The organism is Streptomyces sp. NPDC059695, from assembly GCF_042733785.1.
Lineage (GTDB): Bacteria > Actinomycetota > Actinomycetes > Streptomycetales > Streptomycetaceae > Streptomyces.
In genome coordinates, this window is the sequence record NZ_JBHWFF010000007.1 from 246,072 (window position 1) to 267,483 (window position 21,412).

The 21,412-nt window shown below is 71.1% G+C and carries 19 protein-coding genes and 1 pseudogene; 13 read left to right on the forward strand and 7 right to left on the reverse strand.

Annotated features, from left to right (window positions below; all coding sequences use genetic code 11):
• Positions 1 to 63 precede the first annotated feature (63 nt).
• Positions 64 to 669 (reverse strand): dihydrofolate reductase family protein, encoded by a 606-nt coding sequence (locus ACFV2S_RS11910; protein WP_385556647.1) that lies wholly within the window; start codon positions 667 to 669, stop codon positions 64 to 66.
• A 1,343-nt stretch (positions 670 to 2,012) separates the two neighbouring features.
• On the opposite strand from ACFV2S_RS11910, the gene ACFV2S_RS11915 reads away from it, so the two are divergent.
• Positions 2,013 to 5,453 carry a phosphocholine-specific phospholipase C gene (locus tag ACFV2S_RS11915; RefSeq protein WP_385556650.1) on the forward strand — a complete coding sequence of 1,147 codons (3,441 nt, stop codon included), beginning with the start codon at positions 2,013 to 2,015 and terminating at the stop codon, positions 5,451 to 5,453.
• A gap of 111 nt (positions 5,454 to 5,564) precedes the next feature.
• Here the strand turns inward: ACFV2S_RS11915 and ACFV2S_RS11920 are convergent, their stop codons facing one another.
• From ACFV2S_RS11920 to ACFV2S_RS11930, 3 genes are all read right to left on the reverse strand, one after another.
• Entirely contained in the window at positions 5,565 to 5,786 is a 222-nt protein-coding gene (locus ACFV2S_RS11920) for a hypothetical protein (RefSeq protein ID WP_385556653.1), read from the reverse strand.
• Between the two features lie 187 nt (positions 5,787 to 5,973).
• Positions 5,974 to 6,510, reverse strand: a complete 537-nt coding sequence (locus ACFV2S_RS11925) for a GNAT family N-acetyltransferase (RefSeq protein ID WP_385556656.1) — start codon at positions 6,508 to 6,510, stop codon at positions 5,974 to 5,976.
• A 186-nt stretch (positions 6,511 to 6,696) separates the two neighbouring features.
• Positions 6,697 to 7,614, reverse strand: a complete 918-nt coding sequence (locus ACFV2S_RS11930; RefSeq protein ID WP_385556659.1) for a helix-turn-helix transcriptional regulator — start codon at positions 7,612 to 7,614, stop codon at positions 6,697 to 6,699.
• Between the two features lie 105 nt (positions 7,615 to 7,719).
• On the opposite strand from ACFV2S_RS11930, the gene ACFV2S_RS11935 reads away from it, so the two are divergent.
• From ACFV2S_RS11935 to ACFV2S_RS11945, 3 genes are all read left to right on the forward strand, one after another.
• The gene (locus tag ACFV2S_RS11935; RefSeq protein WP_385556662.1) at positions 7,720 to 8,355 is read left to right on the forward strand and encodes a UbiX family flavin prenyltransferase; all 636 of its coding nucleotides are present in this window, start codon (positions 7,720 to 7,722) and stop codon (positions 8,353 to 8,355) included.
• A gap of 325 nt (positions 8,356 to 8,680) precedes the next feature.
• Positions 8,681 to 10,168 (forward strand): UbiD family decarboxylase, encoded by a 1,488-nt coding sequence (locus tag ACFV2S_RS11940; protein WP_385556665.1) that lies wholly within the window; start codon positions 8,681 to 8,683, stop codon positions 10,166 to 10,168.
• A 105-nt stretch (positions 10,169 to 10,273) separates the two neighbouring features.
• The gene (locus ACFV2S_RS11945) at positions 10,274 to 10,888 is read left to right on the forward strand and encodes a TIGR03086 family metal-binding protein (RefSeq protein ID WP_385556668.1); all 615 of its coding nucleotides are present in this window, start codon (positions 10,274 to 10,276) and stop codon (positions 10,886 to 10,888) included.
• A gap of 129 nt (positions 10,889 to 11,017) precedes the next feature.
• Here ACFV2S_RS11945 and ACFV2S_RS11950 read toward each other — a convergent pair whose 3' ends face one another.
• A complete protein-coding gene (locus tag ACFV2S_RS11950) occupies positions 11,018 to 12,355 on the reverse strand; it encodes a PLP-dependent aminotransferase family protein (protein ID WP_385556671.1) in 1,338 nt (445 codons plus the stop codon).
• A gap of 95 nt (positions 12,356 to 12,450) precedes the next feature.
• On the opposite strand from ACFV2S_RS11950, the gene ACFV2S_RS11955 reads away from it, so the two are divergent.
• The 5 genes from ACFV2S_RS11955 to ACFV2S_RS11975 all read left to right on the forward strand — a co-directional run bounded on the left by ACFV2S_RS11955 (position 12,451) and on the right by ACFV2S_RS11975 (position 16,226).
• Positions 12,451 to 13,074 carry a DJ-1/PfpI family protein gene (locus ACFV2S_RS11955; RefSeq protein WP_385556674.1) on the forward strand — a complete coding sequence of 208 codons (624 nt, stop codon included), beginning with the start codon at positions 12,451 to 12,453 and terminating at the stop codon, positions 13,072 to 13,074.
• Between the two features lie 427 nt (positions 13,075 to 13,501).
• On the forward strand, positions 13,502 to 14,371 hold the full coding sequence (locus tag ACFV2S_RS11960; RefSeq protein ID WP_385556677.1) for an ETEC_3214 domain-containing protein: 870 nt from the start codon (positions 13,502 to 13,504) through the stop codon (positions 14,369 to 14,371).
• Between the two features lie 732 nt (positions 14,372 to 15,103).
• Positions 15,104 to 15,631, forward strand: a complete 528-nt coding sequence (locus ACFV2S_RS11965) for a hypothetical protein (RefSeq protein ID WP_385556680.1) — start codon at positions 15,104 to 15,106, stop codon at positions 15,629 to 15,631.
• An 84-nt stretch (positions 15,632 to 15,715) separates the two neighbouring features.
• The gene (locus ACFV2S_RS11970) at positions 15,716 to 15,901 is read left to right on the forward strand and encodes a hypothetical protein (RefSeq protein WP_385556682.1); all 186 of its coding nucleotides are present in this window, start codon (positions 15,716 to 15,718) and stop codon (positions 15,899 to 15,901) included.
• Positions 15,902 to 16,031: 130 nt separating this feature from the next.
• Positions 16,032 to 16,226: a hypothetical protein gene (locus tag ACFV2S_RS11975; protein ID WP_385556685.1), complete on the forward strand. Its 195-nt coding sequence runs from the start codon at positions 16,032 to 16,034 to the stop codon at positions 16,224 to 16,226.
• 30 nt (positions 16,227 to 16,256) lie between these two features.
• Here ACFV2S_RS11975 and ACFV2S_RS11980 read toward each other — a convergent pair whose 3' ends face one another.
• Complete coding sequence (locus ACFV2S_RS11980) at positions 16,257 to 16,865, reverse strand: SMI1/KNR4 family protein (RefSeq protein ID WP_385556688.1); 609 nt, start codon at positions 16,863 to 16,865, stop codon at positions 16,257 to 16,259.
• Positions 16,866 to 17,449: 584 nt separating this feature from the next.
• On the opposite strand from ACFV2S_RS11980, the pseudogene ACFV2S_RS11985 reads away from it, so the two are divergent.
• Positions 17,450 to 17,695: pseudogene (locus tag ACFV2S_RS11985) on the forward strand (DUF4246 family protein); the annotation flags it as partial.
• Positions 17,696 to 17,771: 76 nt separating this feature from the next.
• On the forward strand, positions 17,772 to 18,134 hold the full coding sequence (locus ACFV2S_RS11990; RefSeq protein WP_385556691.1) for a DUF4246 family protein: 363 nt from the start codon (positions 17,772 to 17,774) through the stop codon (positions 18,132 to 18,134).
• Positions 18,135 to 18,614: 480 nt separating this feature from the next.
• Here the strand turns inward: ACFV2S_RS11990 and ACFV2S_RS11995 are convergent, their stop codons facing one another.
• The gene (locus tag ACFV2S_RS11995) at positions 18,615 to 19,256 is read right to left on the reverse strand and encodes a hypothetical protein (RefSeq protein ID WP_385556739.1); all 642 of its coding nucleotides are present in this window, start codon (positions 19,254 to 19,256) and stop codon (positions 18,615 to 18,617) included.
• A 166-nt stretch (positions 19,257 to 19,422) separates the two neighbouring features.
• Between ACFV2S_RS11995 and ACFV2S_RS12000 the strand changes: the two genes are divergently transcribed.
• Complete coding sequence (locus ACFV2S_RS12000) at positions 19,423 to 20,076, forward strand: hypothetical protein (protein WP_385556694.1); 654 nt, start codon at positions 19,423 to 19,425, stop codon at positions 20,074 to 20,076.
• 73 nt (positions 20,077 to 20,149) lie between these two features.
• Positions 20,150 to 21,412: a DUF6357 family protein gene (locus ACFV2S_RS12005; protein ID WP_385556742.1), complete on the forward strand. Its 1,263-nt coding sequence runs from the start codon at positions 20,150 to 20,152 to the stop codon at positions 21,410 to 21,412.

Consider the following 21,412-nt stretch of genomic DNA (forward strand, 5'->3'; position numbering starts at 1 on the left):
CCCTCGTGCTCAGCCCCCGTCCGCGCCGGCCCGCCCTCGTCCGGACCGGCGGGCGGGGCGACGTCACGCAGGGGAGCCGAGCGGCGGGTGGTCGAGCACGCGGGGCCGGTACTCGACCAGCTGGATGCGGTCGTCGAAGGTGCGGTGCTCGGTCATCTCGAGGGCCACGTCCGGGTAGCCGTCGTAGATGCGTTCTTCGCCCGTGGCTCCGGTGATCACAGGGAACATCACGACCCGGAAGCGGTCGACGAGTCCGGCACGGAGCAGGGCCCGGGAGAGGCTGAGGCTGCCGATCGTGCTGAGGATCCCCGAGCCGCTCGCCTTCATGGCGCGGACCGCCTCGACGGCGTCGTCCTGGACGAGCGTGGCGTTGGCCCACGTGAGCGGCGCCGTGAGCGAGCTGGAGAACACCACCTTGGAGGCGCGCGTGAGCCCGTCGACGGACGCCTCCTCCTCGGGCCTGAACTCGTCCTGACCGCTCGGCACCTCGCCGGCGGCGAAGCCCGACATCAGGCGGTAGGTGTTCGCCCCCATCAGGTAGGTGACCTCGGGCTGCTCGCCGAGCCAGGCGAGGTACTCCGGGCCCTCGAGGCCCCAGAACCCGGGCCATCCCTCTCCTGACGCGTAGCCGTCGAGGGACGTGATGAAGTCGACGAGAAGCTCCGACATGGCGGTGTCCTTTCCTGGCGTGTCACGAGCTTGGACCGCCCCGGAGCCGCAAACTCATCGGCCGCGCCGTGGAGAACCGAGAAATCGACCGGCCGGACTCCTCACGCACGACCGACGCTGTCCCGGCGGGCTGGACCCGGCCGCTCGTGACCCGACGGCCTGGCAGCGGGACACCCGGAGGCGACGGGCGGTGGGCTCGTCTCCAGCGCGGCGAGGGCCCCACGAGCATCCCGCGCCCGCTCCGTCGCCCCAGGGTTCGAGGGTGGCCGACCGAACTGCTGCCGGGGGAGCCCGCCCAGATTCCTCGCTTCCTGCCAGGAGCTCGTCCTTCCGGCCCTGAGCAGCTGAGCCCGATTGCTCTCCACCCGGCGACGGCCGTTTGCGACCCGAGATCGCGGAAAGCCGGACGGACATGGACGATGTGGAAACCGCACCACGAACCGTCGTGATCGGCCCAGTCGGCGGCGGCATCGGCCGCGCCTGCGCGGTGGCGTTCGCCACCCGCGGCGACCGGCCGCCACCGACCGTCCGGGGCCGCGCGGATCGCGCCGGTCCCGACGGCGCGTCCCGGATCGCCGAGCAGGCGGGCGGGCGCGGCCGAGGTGATCACCGTCGAGGTTCACCCGCACGACCGCACTTGGAAGGTGTGACCATGAACCGAGGAACGAGCGCCGTCCCGCACCGGTGGTACGGGCCGGGGGGACGCGTCCCGCTGACCGCGGACGCCGTTCCGCTGCCGCCCGACCCCGACATCGCGCCGGTACCCCCGCCCGCACCGCCGCGACCGCCGGGCCCGCCCGACCCGGTCGCGCCGCCGCCCGGCAGGCCGGAGCCCGTGCCGCCGGGCCCCCAGCCCGTACCGCCCGGGCCCGACCCCGTACCGCCGGGTCCCGAACCGGTCCCGCCCGGGCCGCCGGATCCGGGCGCGCCCGACCCCGAGCCCCCGAATCCCGGCGCCGCCGGGCCCGGGAGACCCCGGCGCGCCGGAGCCGCCCGCCTGACGGTCCGCGAGGCCGCCGGGCCGCGCCCGGGTGACCCTCCACGCACGGCGTATACGGCAGGAGACGGCGGGACAACACCCAGGCGGTCCTCCCCGGGGCCCGCCGTCCGGACCGCGGCGGCTCCGACGGCCGGGCGGACGGTCCCGGGAGTACTCCTCGGAGTTCCGCGGACGCGCCGGAGAGCGCGAACCGCACCGGGCCCGGTGCGGCGCCTTCCGCGCCGAGACAGCGTGATCATGGCCTTGACCTGCGGATTTCGTACGCGTCCCTGGCGTGAACAGTGGGCGAACCCCTGGCGCGATGGGTTTCGGAGGCGCTGTGCCACGCCCTAGCCTCCCGGCCATGTCCGACTTCTCACGCCGTAAGGTCCTCGGCACCCTTGCCGCCGGTTCCGCACTCTCCGTCCTTCCGCCCTCCCTCCTGACGGCCATGGCCGCTCCTCTGCCCCGCGGGGGACTCCGGGCCGTCGAGCACGTCATCGTGCTGATGCAGGAGAACCGTTCCTTCGACAACTACTTCGGCACCCTCAGAGGCGTCCGCGGCTTCGGCGACCGGCGGGCGCTGCGACTGCCCGACGGTGCCAGCGTGTTCGAGCAGCCTCGCTCCGGCGGGCCCTCCGTCCTGCCGTTCTCCGCCCGCCGGGCGGCCGTCGACGCCGGACGGCCCGAGAGCGACATCCAGTACCTCGGCTCGCTGCCGCACGGCTTCAACGACGGCGTGCAGGCCCGCGCGAACGGCTGGTGGAACGACTGGATCGCGGCCAAGGGCCAGAGCACCATGGCCCACTACGACCGGCGCGACATCCCCCTCCAGTACGAACTCGCCGACCGTTTCACCATCTGCGACGCCTACCACTGCTCCGTCTTCGGCTCCACGAACCCCAACCGCAACTTCCTGTGGACCGGCACGACAGGGTTCGAGCCCAACGGCGGGGGACGTGCCGTCACCAACGCCGCGTACTCCTACAGCCACGCCGGCTACGACTGGACCACCTACCCGGAGCGCCTGGAGGCCGCCGGGGTGTCCTGGCAGATCTACCAGGAGTGGGACAACTTCACCGACAACGCGGTGGAGTACTTCAAGCCGTGGAAGCGGATCGGCCGGAAGATCCTCAGCGCCGCCGGGTTCGCCCACGCCACCACCGAGGAGTTCTACGACAAGCTGTGGGCGAAGAGCGAAAGCCAGCGGAAGGCGGACCTGGCCCGGTTCAGCGCCGCGGTCGACGCCCTTCCCGAGGACGAGCGCCGGCTGTTCCTGCGCGGCGCCCACCGCTCCGAACCGGGCACCCTCCTCACCCGGATCAAGGCCGACATCAAGGCGGGAACCCTCCCGAAGGTCAGCTGGGTGGTGCCCACGGCCGCCCTCTCGGAACACCCCAGCTCCTCCACGCCCGTCGGCAGCGCCGGCCTCGTCTACGACCTGCTGGACGCCATCGCCTCGGACCCCAAGACCTGGTCGAAGACCGCGCTGTTCATCAACTTCGACGAGAACGACGGCTACTTCGACCACGTTCCCGCCCCCACCGCCCCGCGGCCGGAGAGCGGCGACGGCGACGACTGGGTGGGCGGCCGCCCGGTCGGGCCGGGCCCGCGCGTCCCGATGACCGTCGTGTCCCCCTGGACGGTCGGCGGTTTCGTCAACTCGGAGCTCTTCGACCACACGTCGGTGATCAGGTTCCTGGAGAAGTGGACGGGCGTCCAGGAGCCCAACATCAGCGCCTGGCGCCGCAGCGTCTTCGGTGACCTGACCTCCGTGTTCGACTTCGACCGCGCCTACCGCCGGCCCGAGGTGGAACGGCCCGGCGCGGTTCCGGCACCGATCGGCCGCTGGAACCCGGTGCCTCCGTCGACGCAGGAGCGCCCCGTCCAGGAGACCGGCGTCCGCCCGACCCGGCCCTCCCCGTACCGGCTCGCGCTGCGCGCCACCGTCACCGACACCGAGGTGCGGCTGGCGCTCGGCAACGAGGGTCGGCGGACCGCCGCGATCACCGCGTACCCGGGCGACGGAACCGTCCCGCGCGCCTGGACCGTCGCCGGCCGGGACAGCGCCACCGGCAGCCTGCCGTACGGTCCCGAGGGCTACGACCTCCAGGTGCACGGCCCCGGCTGGGCGCTGTGGGAGCTGCGCGGCGCCGGCACCGGCGCCGAGGCGCACGTGGTGGAGCACGCCCACGCCCGCCACGTGGACGTGGAGTGCACCAACCCCACCCGGCGCACCCGGACCCTCGTGGTGGGCGAGTCCACCCACGAGCGGCGCGGAGACGGCCGCGTGCAGACCGTCCGGCTGGCGCCCGGCGGGAAGCGGACCGTGTCCGTACCGCTCGCCCGGCACGGCTGGTACGACATCGTGGTGCTCGACGAGGAGGACCCGCGCTTCCTGCGCCGGATGTCCGGCAGGCCCGCGGACGGCGGACGGGGCACCACGGACCCGGCGATCGGGACCGCGCCGGCGCTGAGCGCGGCGATCGAGCTGCCCGAGCCCCTGCCCCCGCTGACCGCCCCCCTCGTGCAGGGCAGTCCCGCCGAAGTGGTGGTCCGCGTACGCAACGAGGAGAAGGGACGGCTGCGGGACCTGGCCGTGTCCCTGCTGGCACCGGGCGGCTGGACGGTGAAGTCCTCCGGGCCGGTCCCGCGCAGCCTGCCCGGCGGCGGTACGGCGGACCTGCGGTTCACCGTCACCCCGGCGGCGGACGCCACGGCCGCCACGCTCACCGTCGCCGCCCGCGCCGAGGGCGACGGCCTGCTCCGGATCGCGGACGCGCGGGTCCGGGCGGAGGTCGCCCGCGCGGTGAGCCTCACCCTGACCGCGCCCGCGAGCTCTCCCGACACCGACGGCTGCGCGCTGTCCCCGGAGAAGCCGCTGTCCGTGACCGCGACCGTCACCAACGCGGGGAGCGCTCCGCTCACGACCCTGTCCGCCCGGCTCGCGGTACCGGACGGGTGGCGTGCCGAGGTGACCGCGGGGACCCCCGCCTCGGTTCCGGCCCGTGCGTCGGTGAAGGTGGTCTGGAAGGTCACCGCGCCCGCGTCGGCGGCCCGCACCTCCGCCACGCTGACGGCGACCGTCGGCGGGCGCACCGCGGCCGGCACGACGGTGGAGCAGACCGGATCGCTGGCCACCCGGGTGGGGCCGGTGATGACCGGCTACCTGCTCGCCGAGGACTTCGAGTCCCTCGCCGACCGGCTGGCCCCCGCCACCGATCTGAGCCGTCCCGGGCTGCGGGGCTGGACGCGGACCGCGCCCGAGGGTTGGACGGTCACCAACGCCGCCGGGATGCCGCAGGGCACGGAGGAGCTCAACGGCTGGTCGTTCCTGTCCCGGCAGTTCTGGTTCCCGGCCGGCCAGGAGCGCGCGGCGTTCGGCCGGTCCCTGGGCATCGTCGCCGTCGCCGACCCGGACGACTGGGACGACACGGGCAGTCCCTCCAGCCGTGGCACCTTCGACTCGACGCTGACGACGCCCGCCGTCGCGATCCCGGTGGGGACCCCGACACTGCACCTGGGCTTCGATTCCCACTACCGGCAGGAGAGCCCGCAGGAGGCGGAGGTGACCGTCGTCTTCGACACCGGCGCCACCTCCAGGGTGCTGTACTACTCCAGCGCGGCGTCGGGGAACAGCAACGGCGGCCGCGACCAGCAGAACCGTCTCGTCACCGCGTCCTTCGCCGTGCCGGCCGACGCGCGTTCGGTGAAGGTGGGCTTCCGGATCCACCACGCGGGCAACAACTGGTTCTGGGCGGTGGACAACATCAGGCTGAGCGCCTCGCCCATCGCCGACGCCTGACCGACTCCGGGCCCCCGCCGAGCGGGGGCCCGGTGCCGGGTACGCGCCGCACCGCCGGGCTCCACGGCATCGCCTGGGCCGAGCCCGGCGCAACGCGCTGCCGAACGTCGGCTATCCCTTGACGGGGTCGCTTCCCGGCTCCTTGACGATGCGGTCGTCGATGGCGATCGACTTCCAGAGCCGACGGTCGATTCTGAACTTCCTGAGTTCCCCGTCGGTCAGGCTAACCTCCACGAAGTGGTACATGTTCGAGCCGTCCAGCATGCCTCGAGACTTGCCCACGACCACGCCCTCCCAGGCGTCGTCATGCCCGGATTTACTCGATTTCATCATGTTCCGCAGTGTACGAGGGTCCTCGCGCCGTCCCGCAGGTCCGCACGTCAATTCCGGCCAAGGCGGACCGGCCGGGCCGGAAGGGCCGCTGTCCGGCGGCCGGAGCGGGCACCGTCGCCCCACTGCGCGGAGCGGTACTGCCCAGCTCTCGTGTCCGGCACCTGCGCACCCCGCCTGGCGCGCGGCGTCACGACCGAGGCGCGGCTCCGCGTTCGCGCGCGTGGAGGTGCCCCTCCGTCTCGTGTGCCCCGCGTGGCGGCAGGATGCTCTCCAAGGCGTAGCCCGTCTTCTGCGCCACCCGGCAGGAGGCGGGGTTGCCGGCATTGTGGATCAATTCCAGACGGCTCAGGCCGGGACCCGTCTTCGTGTCGAAGGCCCAGGCGGTCAACAGTTCCACGGCTCTGGAGGCCACGCCGAGGCCCCGTGCCGGAGCCCCGGTCCAGTAGCCGATCTCGCCGCACGGTCGGTCCCCGGACGGCGTGAGGACGATGTGCCCCACGACCCGACCAGCCGCCAGGGTGGCGAAACTGAGTCGCTCACCGGACTTCCAGCCCGCCTCCTGTCCCGCGATCCAGCGCTCCGCGTCCTCTGGCCCGTCGACCCGATGCGACGTCCAGCGGCGCAGTTCCTCGTCGCCGGCCAGTGCCACCAGCACGTCGGCGTCACCCGGCTCCCACGGACGCAGCGTCAGATCGGCCGAGTCCAGCATCACGGTCATGACCATGGAAGTCCCCCTGTCCTCCCGTCACCCTAGAGCCACGTCCCCCGGCCACGCGCCACGAGGCCCCGCCGGAGGCCGAGTCCGCGATCGCCGCACACGACGGCGGCGCCGCACAGGACGGCCCCCGCACGCCGCCAAGGCGGTTCGCATCGCGGCCCCGATCGGAGGCGACAGGACCGCGCGAGGCGCTCACCGCCCCTCTCCGGCGCGCAGCGCCTTGGCCCGGCTTCGGAACCCGGCCGGGGTCTCGCCGGTGCGCTTGCGGAAGAAGCGGGTGAACACGGTCGCCGAGGGGAAGCCGAGTCGTTCGCCGACGGTCGCGGTGAGCAGGTCGGTGTGGAGGAGCAGCCGTTTCGCCTCGAGGACGAGCCGGTCGTCGATGAACGCCTTGGCGCCGCGCCCGACGGCGGCGTTGCTGGCGCGCGTCAGCGTCCTGACGCTGTAGCCGAGTCCGGCGGCGTACTGCTCGGCCTGGTGCAGGCGGGTGAAGTCGTTCTCCACCGCCTGCTGGAAGCGGCGGAAGGTCTCGTCCCCCGCCGTCTGCCGGCGGTGGCCGCCCGGGAGGTGGGAGAGGCGGAGCACGAGGACCGCGAGCAGGTGACGGACCACTTCGACGTGTACTTCCAGGGGCAGGTTCCGCAGCTGGTGGTACTCGTCCTCCAGCAGGTCGAGCGTCTGCGTGATCGGCTCGCTCGGGCCGGGCGGGGGAGTGAGCGGCAGCCGCCACGCGCGGCGGTCCAGCCGGGCCGAGGCGACGGTCGCCGTGTCCAGGAAGCTGGGCTGGAAGAGGATCAGCGACACGCGGGCTTCGAGACCCTCCTCCACCGCGTCGCCCCGCAGCCGGACGACCTGGCCCGGACGCAGCCAGAGCCAGGAGCCCGCGTCCATGCGGCACTCGGTCAGATCCACGTCGCACTCCAGGGCGCCGGACCGGACCGTGACCAGCAGGTGGAAGCCGGGTCGCACCGCTGTCCCGGCGCGCCGGCCCAGCCGTTCGACGCGGGCCCGCCACCCGGCGAGGTCGGTGACCTCGATGCCCGGAGGGCCGCCCGGCGTCACGGGGAAGGGGAAGTCCGCGATGTCGTGGAGTTGTCCGATTCTGCTCATGATCTGCCCGAGAGTACCCCGGACGCCTGCCTGACCGTACCTAGCCTGACCAGTACACAGGCCCTCGAACCGTGGGGGTCCAATCGAACTGACAGGACAATCGAGGTGACCGAAAAACCCCATGCGCGCCCGGAGGGCTCCGCAGCTCCCGGGGCTTCCCGTAGGCGCATCATCGTGGGCATGACCGGGGCGACAGGAGCCCCCCTGGGACTGCGCCTGCTCGAACGCCTCGCGGACGACCCGGGTGTGGAGACGCACCTGGTCCTCACCCCGTGGGCCCGCGCCACCATCGAGCTGGAGACCGGCCGGACGGCCCGGGACCTCTCCGTGCTCGCCGACGTCGTCCACAACCCCGAGGACCAGGGAGCCTCGATCTCCTCCGGCTCCTTCCGTACCGACGCCATGGTCGTCGTTCCCTGCAGCATGAAGACCCTCGCCGGCATCCGCGCCGGCTACGCCAGCGGCCTCGTACAGCGCGCGGCCGACGTCGCCCTGAAGGAGAACCGGCCCCTGGTGCTGGTCCCCAGGGAGACTCCGCTCAGCCCCATCCACCTGGAGAACATGCTCGACCTGGCGCGCATGGGAGTCCGGATCGTGCCGCCGATGCCCGCCTTCTACAACCACCCGCACGACGTCGACGACATCGTGGACCACATCGTCACGCGCATCCTCGACCAGCTCGGCCTTCCGGCCCCTTCCGCCCGCCGCTGGAACGGCATGCGGGCAGCGCGAACCGCGTGACCGATCGACGACGGCCGCGGGGAACGGACCGCGTGACCGATCGGCGACGGCCGCGGGGAACGGACCGCGTGACCGATCGGCGACGGCCGCTCTGAACGGAGCATGTGACCGATCGGCGACGGCCGCAGTGAGCGGACCGCGTGACCGATCAGCCAAGTCCGTGCCGAACGAACCACATGACTGATCCGCCAGATCGGCGCCGAACGAACCGTTTAGCCGATCCGCGCAGGCGCCACCGACCGCCCCGCGCGACCGCCCCGCGACTTCGACACCCTTCAAACTGCCCGGCCCGCCCGCAGGCGGCCGAAGAAAGCGACCCCACACCATGAGCCAGTCCACCGACCCCGCCCTGGACTTCCGCACCTTCCTCGCCCAACTCCTGGCCGACAAGGATGCCGTGGCCATCGAGCAGACCGTCGACCCCCACCTGGAAGTCGGGGCGGTCACGCGCCGGGCCTACGAGACGCGGTCGCCCGCACCCCTCTTCACCTCCCTCACCGGAACCGCCCCGGGGTTTCGGATACTCGGGGCACCCGCCGGACTGAACCGCGACCCCCGCACCCGGTACGGCCGGCTCGCCGCGCACCTGGGTCTGCCGCGTACCGCGAACCCGCGCACGATCCTGGAACACCTGGTCGCCGCCATGAGCGCACCGCCCTTGGCACCGGTCGTCGTGCCCGAGGGCCCCTGCCAGCAGAACGTCCGCATCGGAGACGGCGTCGACCTGGAGACGCTCCCCGTACCGCTGCTGCACCAGGAAGACGGCGGACGCTACGTGGGCACCTACGGGTTCCACATCGTGCGGAGCCCGGACGGCACCTGGACCAGCTGGTCGGTCGCCCGCACCATGCTGCACGACCGCAACTCCCTGGTCGGCCCCGTCATGCCCCAGCAGCACATCGGCATGATCCGGGAGATGTGGCGGCGGCGCGGCGAACGCACCCCGTGGGCGATGGTGCTGGGCGCCCCGCCGGCCGCCCTGGCCGCGGCCGGGATGCCGCTGCCCGAAGGTGTCAGCGAGGACGGCTACGTCGGTGCCCTCACCGGCACTCCCGTCGAGGTGGTGCGGGCCCGCACCAACAACCTGTTCGTCCCGGCCCACTCCGAGATCGTCCTGGAGGGGTACATCGACGGCGACGCCACGGCGTCCGAGGGACCGATGGGGGAGTACCACGGGTACGCGTTCCCGGACGGAAAGGAGCAGCCCGTCTTCCGCGTCGAGGCGGTCACCTGGCGCGACGACCCGGTCCTGCCGGTCTGCGTCGCCGGACTCCCTCCGGAGGAGAACCACACCATCTGGGGCACGATGATCTCGGCGGCGGCCCTCGAAGTGCTGCGTACCGCCGGCCTGCCCATCGAGCTGGCCTGGTGCTCCTACGAGGCCGCCACCTGCTGGATCGTCCTCAGCATCGACCGGGAACGGCGGAGGCGGCTCGGGCTGACGCGCCGTGAGCTGATCGACCGGATCGCGAAGGTGCTGTTCGGCTCCCACGCCGGATGGCTGGTCCCCAAGGTGATCCTGGTGGACGACGACATCGACATCACCGACATCGACCAGGTGGTGTGGGCGATGGCCACCCGCTGCCACCCGGGGACGGGCGAGCACTACTTCCCCGATGCCCCGGGCATCCCGATGGTCCCCTACCTCACCCCGGACGAGGTGCGCGCGGCCAAGGGCGGCAAGTCCATCACCGACTGTCTCCTTCCCGAAGACTTCCGCGGTACCACCGCCTCCTTCCGCGGCTCCTTTCCGCCGGCGCTCCAGCAGTACGTACTCGACAACTGGACCACCTACGGCTACAGCGGCGACTGAACGGTCCGCACGCCGCTTCCGGCAGCAGCAGATCGGCCCTCATACCGACTGACGTCTCCAGGAAATAGGCCAGAATCTGACCTATTCGGCGTCCAGGATGAAGCCATGACGCAGATCCAGAACACCCCTCATTCCGTTGACGCCCCTGACGCCGCCGCCGACCCCCGACAGGCACTGCTGAAGGCCATCGCACTGGCCGGACGTACCGTGGCCGCGGTCCGGCCCGAGCAGTTCGACGGGCCCACGCCCTGCACCGAGTTCACCGTCCGTCGACTCGCAGAGCACCTCGTCGCCGTCCTGCGCCGGATCGCCTTCGCCGGACGCGGCGGCGACGTGACGAGTCTCCCCACGACCGCCGACGACCTCGCGGACACCGAGTGGCAGGAGGCATGGGACGCCGCAGTGCGAGAGGTCGAGGCGGCGTGGGCGGACCCCGCGATCCTGCAGCGCACGCTGACCCTGCCCTTCGGCAGCATTCCGGGTGCTGCTGCCGCCGCCGTCTGGACCTCCGAATTCACCGTGCACACCTGGGACATCGCCACCGCGACCGGCCAACTCCCCGACTGGGACGCCGAGCTCGTGGCGATCTCCTACGCCGCCATGCAGCGGGGACTGCCCGCCGGGCCGCGCGACGGTGCGCCGTTCGGGGCCGCCGTGGACGTCGACCCGGATGCGCCGGCCATCGACCGCCTCGTGGCCTGGTGCGGGCGCAAGCCGTAACGAGCATCCGAAAGGGGAGGGCGGTCCCAAGACCGGGGCCGCCCTCCCCGCCCTCTTTGTCAGGACGGACGACGCCACGCCTTGGCAGTCTTCTCCGTGCCGCCCAGGAACCGTGTACGCGCGCGGACTTCAGGCGTACGAGTCCTCGATGGCCACGTGCCGCACCGTCCGAAGCGTCGATCGCAGCCGGTCCAGATCGGTCGAGCCCAGAGCGAGGCGGAGGGCCTGTGGTGTGTGGGTCGTGGTGCTGTAGGGCTCTGCGGTGGACACCGAGATGTGCTGACGCGCGAGCGCGGCGGTCAGGCGGTCGGCGCGTGCGTCTTCGGGCAGCGGCAGCCAGGTGAAGTAGGACGACGGATGGCTGATGAGGCGCAGACCCGCCAGCTCCTCTCGGGCGACGGTCTGGCGGGCCCTGGCGTCGTCTCGCTTCTGCGCTTCCAGGCGGTTCACCGTCCCGTCGTCGAGCCAGCGGCAGGCGATCGCGGTGGTCAGGGCGGGGGTGTTCCACGTGGTCGCCCGGATGGCACGTTCGAGTGACGGCACGGCGGACGGCGGGGCCACGACGAAACCGACGCGGAGGCCGGTGGCGATGTTCTTGGAGAGGCCCGAGACGTAGAGGGTGACGTCCGGGGCCGTGGCGGCCAGCGGCGGCGGGGGGTCTTCGACGAGGTAGGCGTAGGAGGCGTCCTCGATGATGAGTGGACCGTACCGCCGGGCGATCTCGGTCAGGCGGGCGCGGTCGGTGGCCGGCATGACCCAGCCCAGCGGGTTGTGCAGGGTGGGCATGGTGTAGATCGCACGCACGGGCCGGGTCGCGCACAGCCTCTCCAGGGCGTCGAGATCCGGTCCGTCGGCGGTGAGGGGGACGGGGGCCAGGTCGAGATGGAAGGCATGCGCGAGCACCTTGAAACCCGGATAGGTCAGCGCGTCGACCGCGACGACGTCGCCTGCGTTGAGCATGGCCATGACGGTGATGGCCAGGCCGTGCTGTGCGCCGCCCGCGATGAGGATCCGCTCCGCGTCCGTGGTGATGCCCCGGAGCCTCAGGTGCCGTGCGATCGAGGCCCTGTCCTGAGGGCGCCCTCCGTGCGGTTGGTAGCGCAGCAGGGAGTCGAGGTCACCTGAGCCGGCCACCTCGCGCAGAGCGTGCCGGAGGAGATCGGCCTGGCCGGGCAGCGAGGGGTAGTTGAAGCTCAGGTCGACCGCGTCCGCGGCGACCGCCTGTTGATCGATGCCGTGCCCGGCGGGAACCGTGATGTCGCGTACGAAGGTGCCGCGGCCCTGCTCCCGGCTCACCAGGCCCATCGCTTCCAGCTCGGCGTACACCCGGGTCGCGGTCACCACGGCGATGTTCTCGCGGGCGGCGAGCCGGCGGTGCGTCGGCAGGCGCGCACCCGCGGCGAGCCGTCCCGACCGGATGTCGGCAGCGAGGGTGTCGACCAGCTGTTTGTACCGCGGAGCTGCCATGACCGGAATTGTATCCATGACAATTCTTTGACCGTCCTGGTCGCGGCTTCCTACCGTCAGGGTCAACCAGTTCACCCATCCGGAGGGCAGTCGCCGTGCACATCGCCATCCTCACCTTCGAGGGCTACAACGAGCTCGACTCCCTGATCGCGCTCGGCGTGCTCAACCGCGTCAAGACCGAGGGCTGGCGTGTCACCATCGCCACCCCCAGCCCCAAGGTGAGGTCGATGAACGGCGTTGTCATCGAGCAGATGTCGACCCTTGAGGACGCGTGCGCCGCCGACGCGGTCATCGTCGGCAGCGGCATCGCCACCCGCGAGGTCGTCGAAGACCCGGCGATCATGAAGGTCCTGCGCGGCCTGGACCCCACGCGCCAGCTCATCGCGGCACAGTGCTCCGGCGCGCTCGTACTGGCCAGGCTCGGCCTGCTCGACGGCATCCCCGCGTGCACCGACCTGACGACCAAGCCCTGGGTGGTCGCAGCCGGCGTAGAAGTGCTCAACCAGCCCTTCTACGCCCAGGGCAACACCGCCACGGCCGGCGGCTGCCTGGCCTCGCAGTACCTCGCCGCGTGGATCATCGCCCGTCTTCAGGGCAAGGACGCCGCGGAAGACGCGATGCACTACGTCGCCCCGGTCGGCGAGAAGGAGGAGTACGTCGAGCGCGCCTGGCGCAACATCTCCCCCTACCTGTCCGCGCCCACTCCAGCGCTGGTCTGATGCCCGTGGCGGGCCGCAGAGTCCTACGGGGCCCGGTGAACGCCCTCCACGAGGTACGGAACGGGGTCCGACGCCAGTCCTCGCCCAAGGCTCCCGCAACGGGCGTCGAAGTGGCAGAGGCCGGTGATGCTGCTGAGAGCGATGAGGCAGTGCAGGTGGTGGAGCAAGGTGCCGGTCAGCACGAGCGTGGGGAGCGCCTTGTCGGCGCGCAGGAGGGGGTTGAGGAAGGCGGAGTCTCCGAAGGCGACGGCGGTGAGGCCGAGCCGGATCCGGGAGGGCAGCCGTTGCGGGCGTCGGCCAAGGCCTGGGCGAGGCAGGTGGTGACGGGGCCGTCGGTCAGTCGACTGGGTGAGGAGCTCGTGCGCCGGTCCGCTTCCAGGCCTAGGGTCGGGTACGGGGAGCAGATCGGGGCTGACACGCTCGTGGAGTGGCTGTGGAGGACTCGGAAGGGCCCGAAGCGGAGGGCAGGAGCGGGACGGCGGGTGAACGGCTCAGCACGTTCACCAAGCGGAACATCCTGCTGGTCTCCGTCTTCTTCCTGTCCAATCTGCTGACCGCGGTCAGCACTCTCGTCACGGCTGTCACCGTCCTGCGAGAGTCTCGAACGGACTGGCATGCCGCGGAGTACCGCAAACTCAGCCAGCTTCGAGCGGGCTACACGTTGGAGAAGTTCCAGAAGGAGCTGGGTCCGCCCGTCTTCCGAAGGGCACTCGACAGCGGTGGCCCGTTCGTCACGAACGTCTACCGCCCCAGGGAGCAGTACTGGGTCGAGGTGATCTCCGACAAGAACAACGCTGCCAGGACGTACGCGGTGACGACGTGCGATCCCTCCTTCCACCCCGAGTTCCTCTACGGAGGCGCCCGTAAGGGCAGGGTGGTCCTGAACGAGAACACCTTGTCGGACGTGCTTCCGTCAGACGAACAGCGCGAGGAATCGCTCAAGATCTACTTTGGATCCACGGCGGGCAGTCCCGGCGCGGTGTTCCAGGTGTACGACCGGGGTGCCGCAAGCGCCTACCGCCAGTTCGCCTGGGGCCTCAACGAAGTGTGCCCGACATGGCACTCGAAGACCCCCGGGTATGACCCGCAAGCTTCATGGGCCGGTTGGTACCAGAAACACCAAGGGCAGAAGGAGCCCCCTCCGGGGCATTCCTTCCTCGCCGAGGAGCTGAACGAGGGAGCCAGGCCCATCATGGCCGAGTCCGTCGTCAACACCTACGCCGAGTCTGCGGTCGGCGAGATTCTCCTTACCTACTATCCGACTCAGATCGGCGTGGAGCGGCTCGTCGTTCAGTAGTGCCTCTAGTTCGCCTCAGCCGAGGGGAAGAAGCGGGCCGCGTCGCGGGGAACGCTCCCCGCTCGTCGCCGTCCAGTCCTCCGTGACAAGGCGTAGGCGACTCGCGGAAGCCGCCGCAGGCGGCAATTCGGGGAACGGCTGTGTCTGGTTGCGGTGGGGAATGTCGGCGAGTCCTAGGAACAGTTCCCGAGTCGGGGTCCATCTCGTCGCCCCCGGCCGTCAGCTGAACCCGCATCGGTGCCGCACAGGATTCGCAGACGACGTCCATTGGTCCCGTGGACGCCCAGCTGGGGAAACCGCCGACTCGCCAGCCGGGCGGTATCGACAGCGCGCCCTGGTAGTTCGGTGCGCAGCGTCCGCCCTCCGCCATCCGGGCGTTGCCCCAGGCGTCGATGCGGGCGATCAGAGCAGCCGGCAGCGTGTCGTCCTCCGCCACAGCGCTGGGGAGTGCGTGCTCCCACTGGACCAACGGCGCTTCAGGCACGGCAGGGGGGATGGCCCCCGCGCTCCGTCCGAGCCGCCGGCCTCCACTTCAGGAGGTATCGGCGTTCGAGGCGCGGGCCGTGAGTACGCGGGCAGCGGAAGAGTTGCACCAGGTCGGCGCCGCCTGGACCGGCGGCAAGGCCGAGGACGTCCCGGCCGAAGAACTGGGCGATCCCCGCGGCACATCCGCAGCCGCCCGAGGGCTCCCGGATACACTGCTCCGCCCGACCCTGACAGGAGACCATCGCCTTGTTACCCGCACGCGTACTCGCCGTTGCCCCGCTGGCGCTCGTGGTGCTCGCCCTGTCCGGCTGTTCGTCCTGGGTCTGCACCGACACCACGGCGGAGCGCGGAACGGCCGGTGCCCGGGTGGAGATCGTACACACGTACGGGCAGCGTCTCGGCGTCACCGTCGAGGTCGTCGGCTGGCGCCTTGAGCCCCACCCGCAAGAGCCGTCCAGAGGCGACAAGGTCCACTTCGACTACCGCTTCGAGGGCGCCGAAGAACATTCCGGCCCTGCGGTGGATGCCTGCGCGGTCGACAAGAAGCGCGTGGCTTTGGGGTGCCAGACGATCCATTCGTCCGGGGCCTGGCCCGAGCCTGACGGTACCCGCACGGGCGACGGCTGGCTCGCCATCGAGCATCCTGAGCAGGTTGCCGGAGTGCTGTTCGTCCCGAACGACCAGTCCTACGACCGACGGACCTGTGAAACGGACGTCAAGGACGGCGGCGGGATGCATCCTCCGGAACCGGCCACCGTGGGGGATCAGCTGTAGCAGGTCAGGGCCGTCGAGGGCGACGTACGGGTCGATACGACGATCGCGCTGCTCGGCATGCACTACGGCGGCCGGGACCGGGGCTTGGCCTTCGCCGTGTGGGGCGCCACCAACTCGGTGGCCGCCGCCGGGCGCCTGGTCGGCGGACTCCTCACCCAGTGCCTGGACCGGCGGTGGACCTTCTTCGTCCACCTGCTGGCACCGTGGGCGGCGCGGTCAACACCTTCCGCCCGCTGGGGTTCGCCCTCGGCATCGCCGTGTTCGGCGTGATCTGCCAGTGGCGGACCGAGACCGTCCTGCGAGCCGACGGCGGGGTCCCGGACCCGCACGGTGCGGCCGTGGCGCTGAGCGCTAGGCGCGGGCGGTGGTGGCCGGCCGACCAGAGGCCGACCGCGACGCGATGGCGCACCTGGTGCGTGAGGCGTTCGCCTCCGGCCCGAACGCGGTGCTCGTCGTCGCGGCGGCGCTGGGGGCCGTGGCCTCTAGGGTCGTCGTCGCGACGGTACGGATCCCGGCGGGCCGCACCGAGCAGCGGCGACCATCCCCTCTCGGGCCGGGGGCGGATGCCGCGCTGGAGACGGGCGAGAGCGGCTGACCGGCACCCGGACCCGTCAGGCGCCCCGTCTCACCACGGCGTCATGCTCATGCCCTGGTCGACCCAGTCTGCGAAGGTGACCGGCCGGCCGCCCAGCCTCAGCGGGAGGATCCGGTCGCAACTGGCCCTGCCGTCGAACCACATCTCGCCGCGGTGCGGGCCCGTGACGACGAGAAGGGTGGAGAAGCCGCAGCCGCCCTCCTGGATGAACACCGCGCCGGCCGTCACCCGCTCGTGGAGTACCCCGCCCTCGGAATCCCACGCCTCCCACGCCGCCGTGTCCTCCCGGGGCGGTTCGCGCTCGTCGTGCTCCTCGTCGTAGGCACGGTACGAGTCGGGGTGCGGGAACGGCTGCGTCAGCAGGTCGTAGTTGGTGTCGACGTCGCCGTACCAACCCCAGCCCCGCGGACCGCGCCACAGCTGCCTGAAGCGACTTCCGACGTCACCGAACCGCAGCAGGTGCTCGCGGTACTCGGAGGGGAACGTGATCCCGAGATCATGCTCCGCCTCGCGCACGTCCGCCTCCGCCAGGCGCCGCTCCAGCGGATTCCCGTCCCGCCGCACGACCTCGGGGTCCAGCCGCTCGTGGCGGTGCCCCCGCGTCAGGCGCAGGTACTCCGCGGTCCAGTCGATCTCCATGACCCGAGGGTAGACAGCCCGTCCGGAGCGGGACCGCGGGGACCGCCCCGGTGGTGTCAGTGCGGCGAAGTATCCTTCCCGGCACCGCACAACGACCCGTGTGGGCCGAGAGAATTGACCGGCTGTCTGCCTTCCCGCTGCCCTTCCAAGCCGCGCGTTCCCTGACGTTCGCCGCACCCCGGACGCTCCGCGAGCTTCAGATGACAGAGTGCAGCGCGCACCCTTCGGGCGAAGGCGGGGTGGTTCGACAAGATGCACGACCCCGACATCGTCGCCCGGTGGACGCGTGAGGCGATGGAGCAGGGCCTCACCGAGGCTCAGGTGCGGTACGTGCTGGCCGAGCTCGCGCACCACGCGATCTTGCGGGACGCGCGCACCGGCGTCGAGGTGTCCGCCGTCGACGGCGTGTGGCAGTCGGACACGCTGATCGACGACAATCTCGCGCCCTGGCTCCGCGAGGCGGTCCGGGTCCTGGAGGACGCCCGCGCATCGCGGCCGACCCGTACGGGTGGTACGACTCGGAGCCCGCCCATCCGGTCAGGGCCTCCTTCAAAGACGACGCGACCTACGCGGAATCCCGTCGCGTGTGGGCGGACGCCCACGAGGAGTGGTGGGAGAACCGCGCCCGGTCGTCCCGGACGCCCTCGCGTTCACCGCGCCCGAGGTGCCCGACGCCCCCCCGCGGCCGCCGCCTCCAGGTCATCGTCAAGCTCGCCACCATCCACTCGACCCTGGAGAAGCCCGAGAACGCCGGCGGCTCCTGGCATGTCGAGGGGATGCTCAACGAGCGGATCCTCTCGACCGGCATCTCCTCCTGGGACAGCGAGAACATCACCGAAAGCCGGTTGAGCTTCCGGGCCACCCTCGACGACCCCGAATACGAGCAGAACGACGACAACGGTCTCCGTGGGGGTCTTCGGCCTGGAGGGCGAGGACGCGCTCAACCAGCTCCCGGGTTCGTCCTCCACCCCGGCCGGCCGCTGCCTGGCCTTCCCCAACGTCTACCTGCACCGCGTCGGTTCGTTCCGCCTCGCCGTCCCTGCCCGCCCGGGACACCGCGAGATCCTCGTGTTCTCCCTCGTCGACCCCTCGGAGAGCCTCGTCTCCACCTTCGACGTGCCCCTGCAGCAGCCGTGGTCCGCCATCCCCACCATGCCCCTCGGCCAGGCCCGAGCCTTCCGCGAACAGTGCATGCAGGAACGCAAGTTCTTCGTCGACGAGCACAACGAGCGGCTCTACGAGCCCGAGTTCTCCCTCTGCGAGCACTGAGCCCCGCTCCTCGCGCCTCCCGGTCGGCGTCCCGCGACGCCGACTGGGAGGGTGACCCGGGTCAGGCTCCCGGCTCGGGATTCCCACCGGTGTCGAGCGCCGTCAGCCGCTGCCGGACCTCCTCCGCCAGCGGGCCACAGCAGCCGAGGCCGCCCATGAGGCGTCGGCGAGTCCCCACAGCACCGGCACGCACAGACCGGCGCAGCCGACCGCCACCGCAAGGCGCCGCAGCCGCGCGACGGACCGCGTCTCCTGGTCCGCCGCTGCCCAGAGCAGGACCTCGCTGTCGACCGTGGCACCATCAAGGTTTCGGTCCGGCCTCCTGAGAAGCCTCGCGAGAACTTTCCTCGCGACCTGTCGGACAAGGTCCGCTGTGACGGGCCGTCTTGCACGACCTGCGAGGAGGCCGCCATGCCGCAGCGGATCCCCACAGCAGAGGCTCTGTCCATGTGGCTGCGAACGGGATCGACTGGAGAGGACCTAATGGCCTGGCGGTGCAACCGGCGGCGGCATATCGAGAGCGCGGGCGAGGGCGGCCATGACGGGGGCAGAGCTGTCCCGCAGATATCCGGAGCCCCAGCCGGATGCCAGAACGAGAAAGCGCGCCAGGTCGCGCTCGACTCCGCTCAGGAGGTGACGCAGTTCGCCGGCTCGCATCTCGATGACCGGGCTGTCGCTCTGCTCGACGTCGACGGTCAGTCGGACGGTGTCGCCCACGCGTTCGGCAAGTGGGTCAGGGTCATGGCCGAAGGAGGCGGAACCACTGCCACTTGCGACCGTGTCCCAGGCACGCCAGTCCTCCAGCCCATTGCAGCAGCCCGGAAGAAAGGTGACGCCGGTAGAGGTGTCGATGACCCTCAGGCCTCCGGCCGCGAAGGGGGTGTCGAAGGTGAGTAGTCCGTGCAGGAACGACGTAACAGGGTCCGACGGCCGAGGCGGGCGGTCATCCCCCGCATGGGGATCGGGGTCGATGTCGTTGCACTGAGCGATGCGCATCACCGCTGTCCCGACTTCGGTGGGAGTCAGTTCACCGTGGAGCGCCATGTACGCGAACGGCTCACCTCGTTCAACGGGCCACAGGCCGAACTGCTGAGGGTCGTATATCTCCAGGACGGGCTGCATCACGATCACTGGCAGAGTGTCGCCCATCGCTTCCTGCGCTGCCTCCCGTTTGCCCGCCGCATCAGACGCCTCAGCCAGTACCGGAGGGGGGCACGGCCCGGGCCCAGGCAGTGCGAAAGGGGGCCGTTAGGCTGATGGCGCCGTCGCACGCGAACGAAGGACAGATATGGCGCGCCTCTACGCACCCGGACCGAAAGAGTTCGTCTTCGCAGTCGGCGACGGCAGCGATCAGCACGTCTCCGTGGGCGACGCTCAGGAAGCCTACGTAGCGTTCTCCGCGTTCTTCCGCGATCGAGACTCCGACACCTACACCATCACCGATGATGCGTCGGGGCAGAGCCTGGTACTCAAGCCCGGACAAGGCGTCATCTCTCGTATGGAGAACGCCGACCGGCACCGGTCGGAACACCTCCGGGTCGACAGGGCCAACCGCTACCTCCCGAGCGCCATGCTGTTCTTCGAGAACGGATATGCCGGTCTCGACCATTTCGGCCAGTGGTTCTCCGATCTTGGGGACCTCGACGCGTCACCGGAAACTCGTGGATCGGCCCGCGCCGCCGCGATCACGACGGAAGCGGAAGCGATCGAGGAGGTCGCCCGGATCTGGGCCAATTCAGGCTTTGTGGACCCGAGCGACCAGTGCTATGTCTTCTTCGACTCGCATGGCACGGACGAGGACCGAGCGGAACGAGCCGCACTGCTCAAGCTGATCGAGTTCCTCGGTATCGAACGGGTCGAGGCGCCGGCCGGCGCCGCCGGGGGCGAAGTCTGGGTGCGCACCGACCCGCGTCTCGACATCGCATGTGCGCGATGGTCGTGAACGGACGCTGCGGCGTGGAACGGTTCCGGCGCCCGGGCAAGCCGGTGCAGCGGCCCGGCGGAAGGCTGAGCCCATGAGAGACATCGTGTTCACGCGCATGAGTGGCTGGATCCCGAGCGTGATCCGCGAGGCCGGCGAACTGAAGCTGATGCTCGGTGCCGGGGCCGACGCGAACCACGAGCCCCGCACCTTCACGTTCCCGATAGGCGAATCCCATCTTGCGGTGATCCAGGAGGACCTCGCCCGGCACCTGCTGCTGTGGAGTGCGATCCTTCCACTGTGCGATGACGCCGGAACCCGCGGCCGGCTCGATGAGGACGCCGCCGTCGCGCTCCTGGGCCCGATTCTCCTCGCCCCGGCTGCGGACGTCGACGCGTTCTTCCGGCGCATCCGATGGGACAGGAGCCGTCTCGTCGCCCACGGGGCCGACATCGGTCTGCTCGAGCGCGGTCAGGTGTGCGCGGCGATGCACGCGGCGACGGAGACGCCGAACGGGAAGCGAGCTCAGGAGGACCACGCGCGGCGCCGTCGCGCCGAGCGCGGAACGGTGCTCGGTCCGCTCGACACCGCGGTTCTGAGGTACACGGGCCAGTACCTGCACGGCGCGAGCGTTCCGAAGCGGAGCCCGGATGCCGTCGAGCCCGCGCTGCTGCCCGAGGTCATGCGAGTGATCGCCACCGCTGAGCAGGCATGCGCCGGGATGCGGATCGGCCGCGATCCACGACGGGGGAAGCGCGGCACGGACCGACGCGACTGGGATCGGATGAAGGCGACCACCGAAGCGGCCGTGCGCCGCGCCCACCCCGGGCTCGTCGACGACGCGGTGCGTTCCGTGAGCTTCCTGATGTGCTCGGAAGCGACGGACCGCTCCAGGAATACCCCCGTAGAAGACGCCGAGGAGGCCGCCGGCCCCCGCACCGACCCGGGCGGGAGCAGGGGGAAGACTGCCCTGACGTTCACTGACGACAAGGACGTCGAGAGGAAGTGGCGACACGACGGTCGCCGCACCGCGGCCGCGGAGTTCTGGGATTTCGTCGAGGATCGCTCCGCCGGGGACAACGAGGTGTTCACCATCGAGGACGAGGAGATGGGCGAAGGGATCCAGCTCCACTTCTACGCGGACTCCCTCGCCCGGATCACGACGGTGCGCCGGGGCGAAGGCACGGCAGAGCCTCAGTACCGAGTCGAGTACCGACTGGTCGACGGCATCAGCGGCTACCGGAACCTGGTGAGCGCCTTCGTACGCGGCGGATGTGCCGCCCTCGAACAGCACGGTCCCTGGATATCGGACGTCGCCGAGTTCGAGCGCGCCCGCCGCCGACGCGGCGCCCGCTAG

What these genes read in the sequence shown, in the direction of transcription:
- ACFV2S_RS11910 (WP_385556647.1), bottom strand. Translation starts at nt 669, where the DNA reads ATGTCGGAGCTTCTCGTCGACTTCATCACGTCCCTCGACGGCTACGCG.
- ACFV2S_RS11915 (WP_385556650.1), top strand. Translation starts at nt 2,013, where the DNA reads ATGTCCGACTTCTCACGCCGTAAGGTCCTCGGCACCCTTGCCGCCGGT.
- ACFV2S_RS11920 (WP_385556653.1), bottom strand. Translation starts at nt 5,786, where the DNA reads ATGATGAAATCGAGTAAATCCGGGCATGACGACGCCTGGGAGGGCGTG.
- ACFV2S_RS11925 (WP_385556656.1), bottom strand. Translation starts at nt 6,510, where the DNA reads ATGGTCATGACCGTGATGCTGGACTCGGCCGATCTGACGCTGCGTCCG.
- ACFV2S_RS11930 (WP_385556659.1), bottom strand. Translation starts at nt 7,614, where the DNA reads ATGAGCAGAATCGGACAACTCCACGACATCGCGGACTTCCCCTTCCCC.
- ACFV2S_RS11940 (WP_385556665.1), top strand. Translation starts at nt 8,681, where the DNA reads ATGAGCCAGTCCACCGACCCCGCCCTGGACTTCCGCACCTTCCTCGCC.
- ACFV2S_RS11945 (WP_385556668.1), top strand. Translation starts at nt 10,274, where the DNA reads ATGACGCAGATCCAGAACACCCCTCATTCCGTTGACGCCCCTGACGCC.
- ACFV2S_RS11950 (WP_385556671.1), bottom strand. Translation starts at nt 12,355, where the DNA reads ATGGCAGCTCCGCGGTACAAACAGCTGGTCGACACCCTCGCTGCCGAC.
- ACFV2S_RS11975 (WP_385556685.1), top strand. Translation starts at nt 16,032, where the DNA reads ATGGCGCACCTGGTGCGTGAGGCGTTCGCCTCCGGCCCGAACGCGGTG.
- ACFV2S_RS11980 (WP_385556688.1), bottom strand. Translation starts at nt 16,865, where the DNA reads ATGGAGATCGACTGGACCGCGGAGTACCTGCGCCTGACGCGGGGGCAC.
- ACFV2S_RS11995 (WP_385556739.1), bottom strand. Translation starts at nt 19,256, where the DNA reads ATGCAGCCCGTCCTGGAGATATACGACCCTCAGCAGTTCGGCCTGTGG.
- ACFV2S_RS12000 (WP_385556694.1), top strand. Translation starts at nt 19,423, where the DNA reads ATGGCGCGCCTCTACGCACCCGGACCGAAAGAGTTCGTCTTCGCAGTC.
- ACFV2S_RS12005 (WP_385556742.1), top strand. Translation starts at nt 20,150, where the DNA reads ATGAGAGACATCGTGTTCACGCGCATGAGTGGCTGGATCCCGAGCGTG.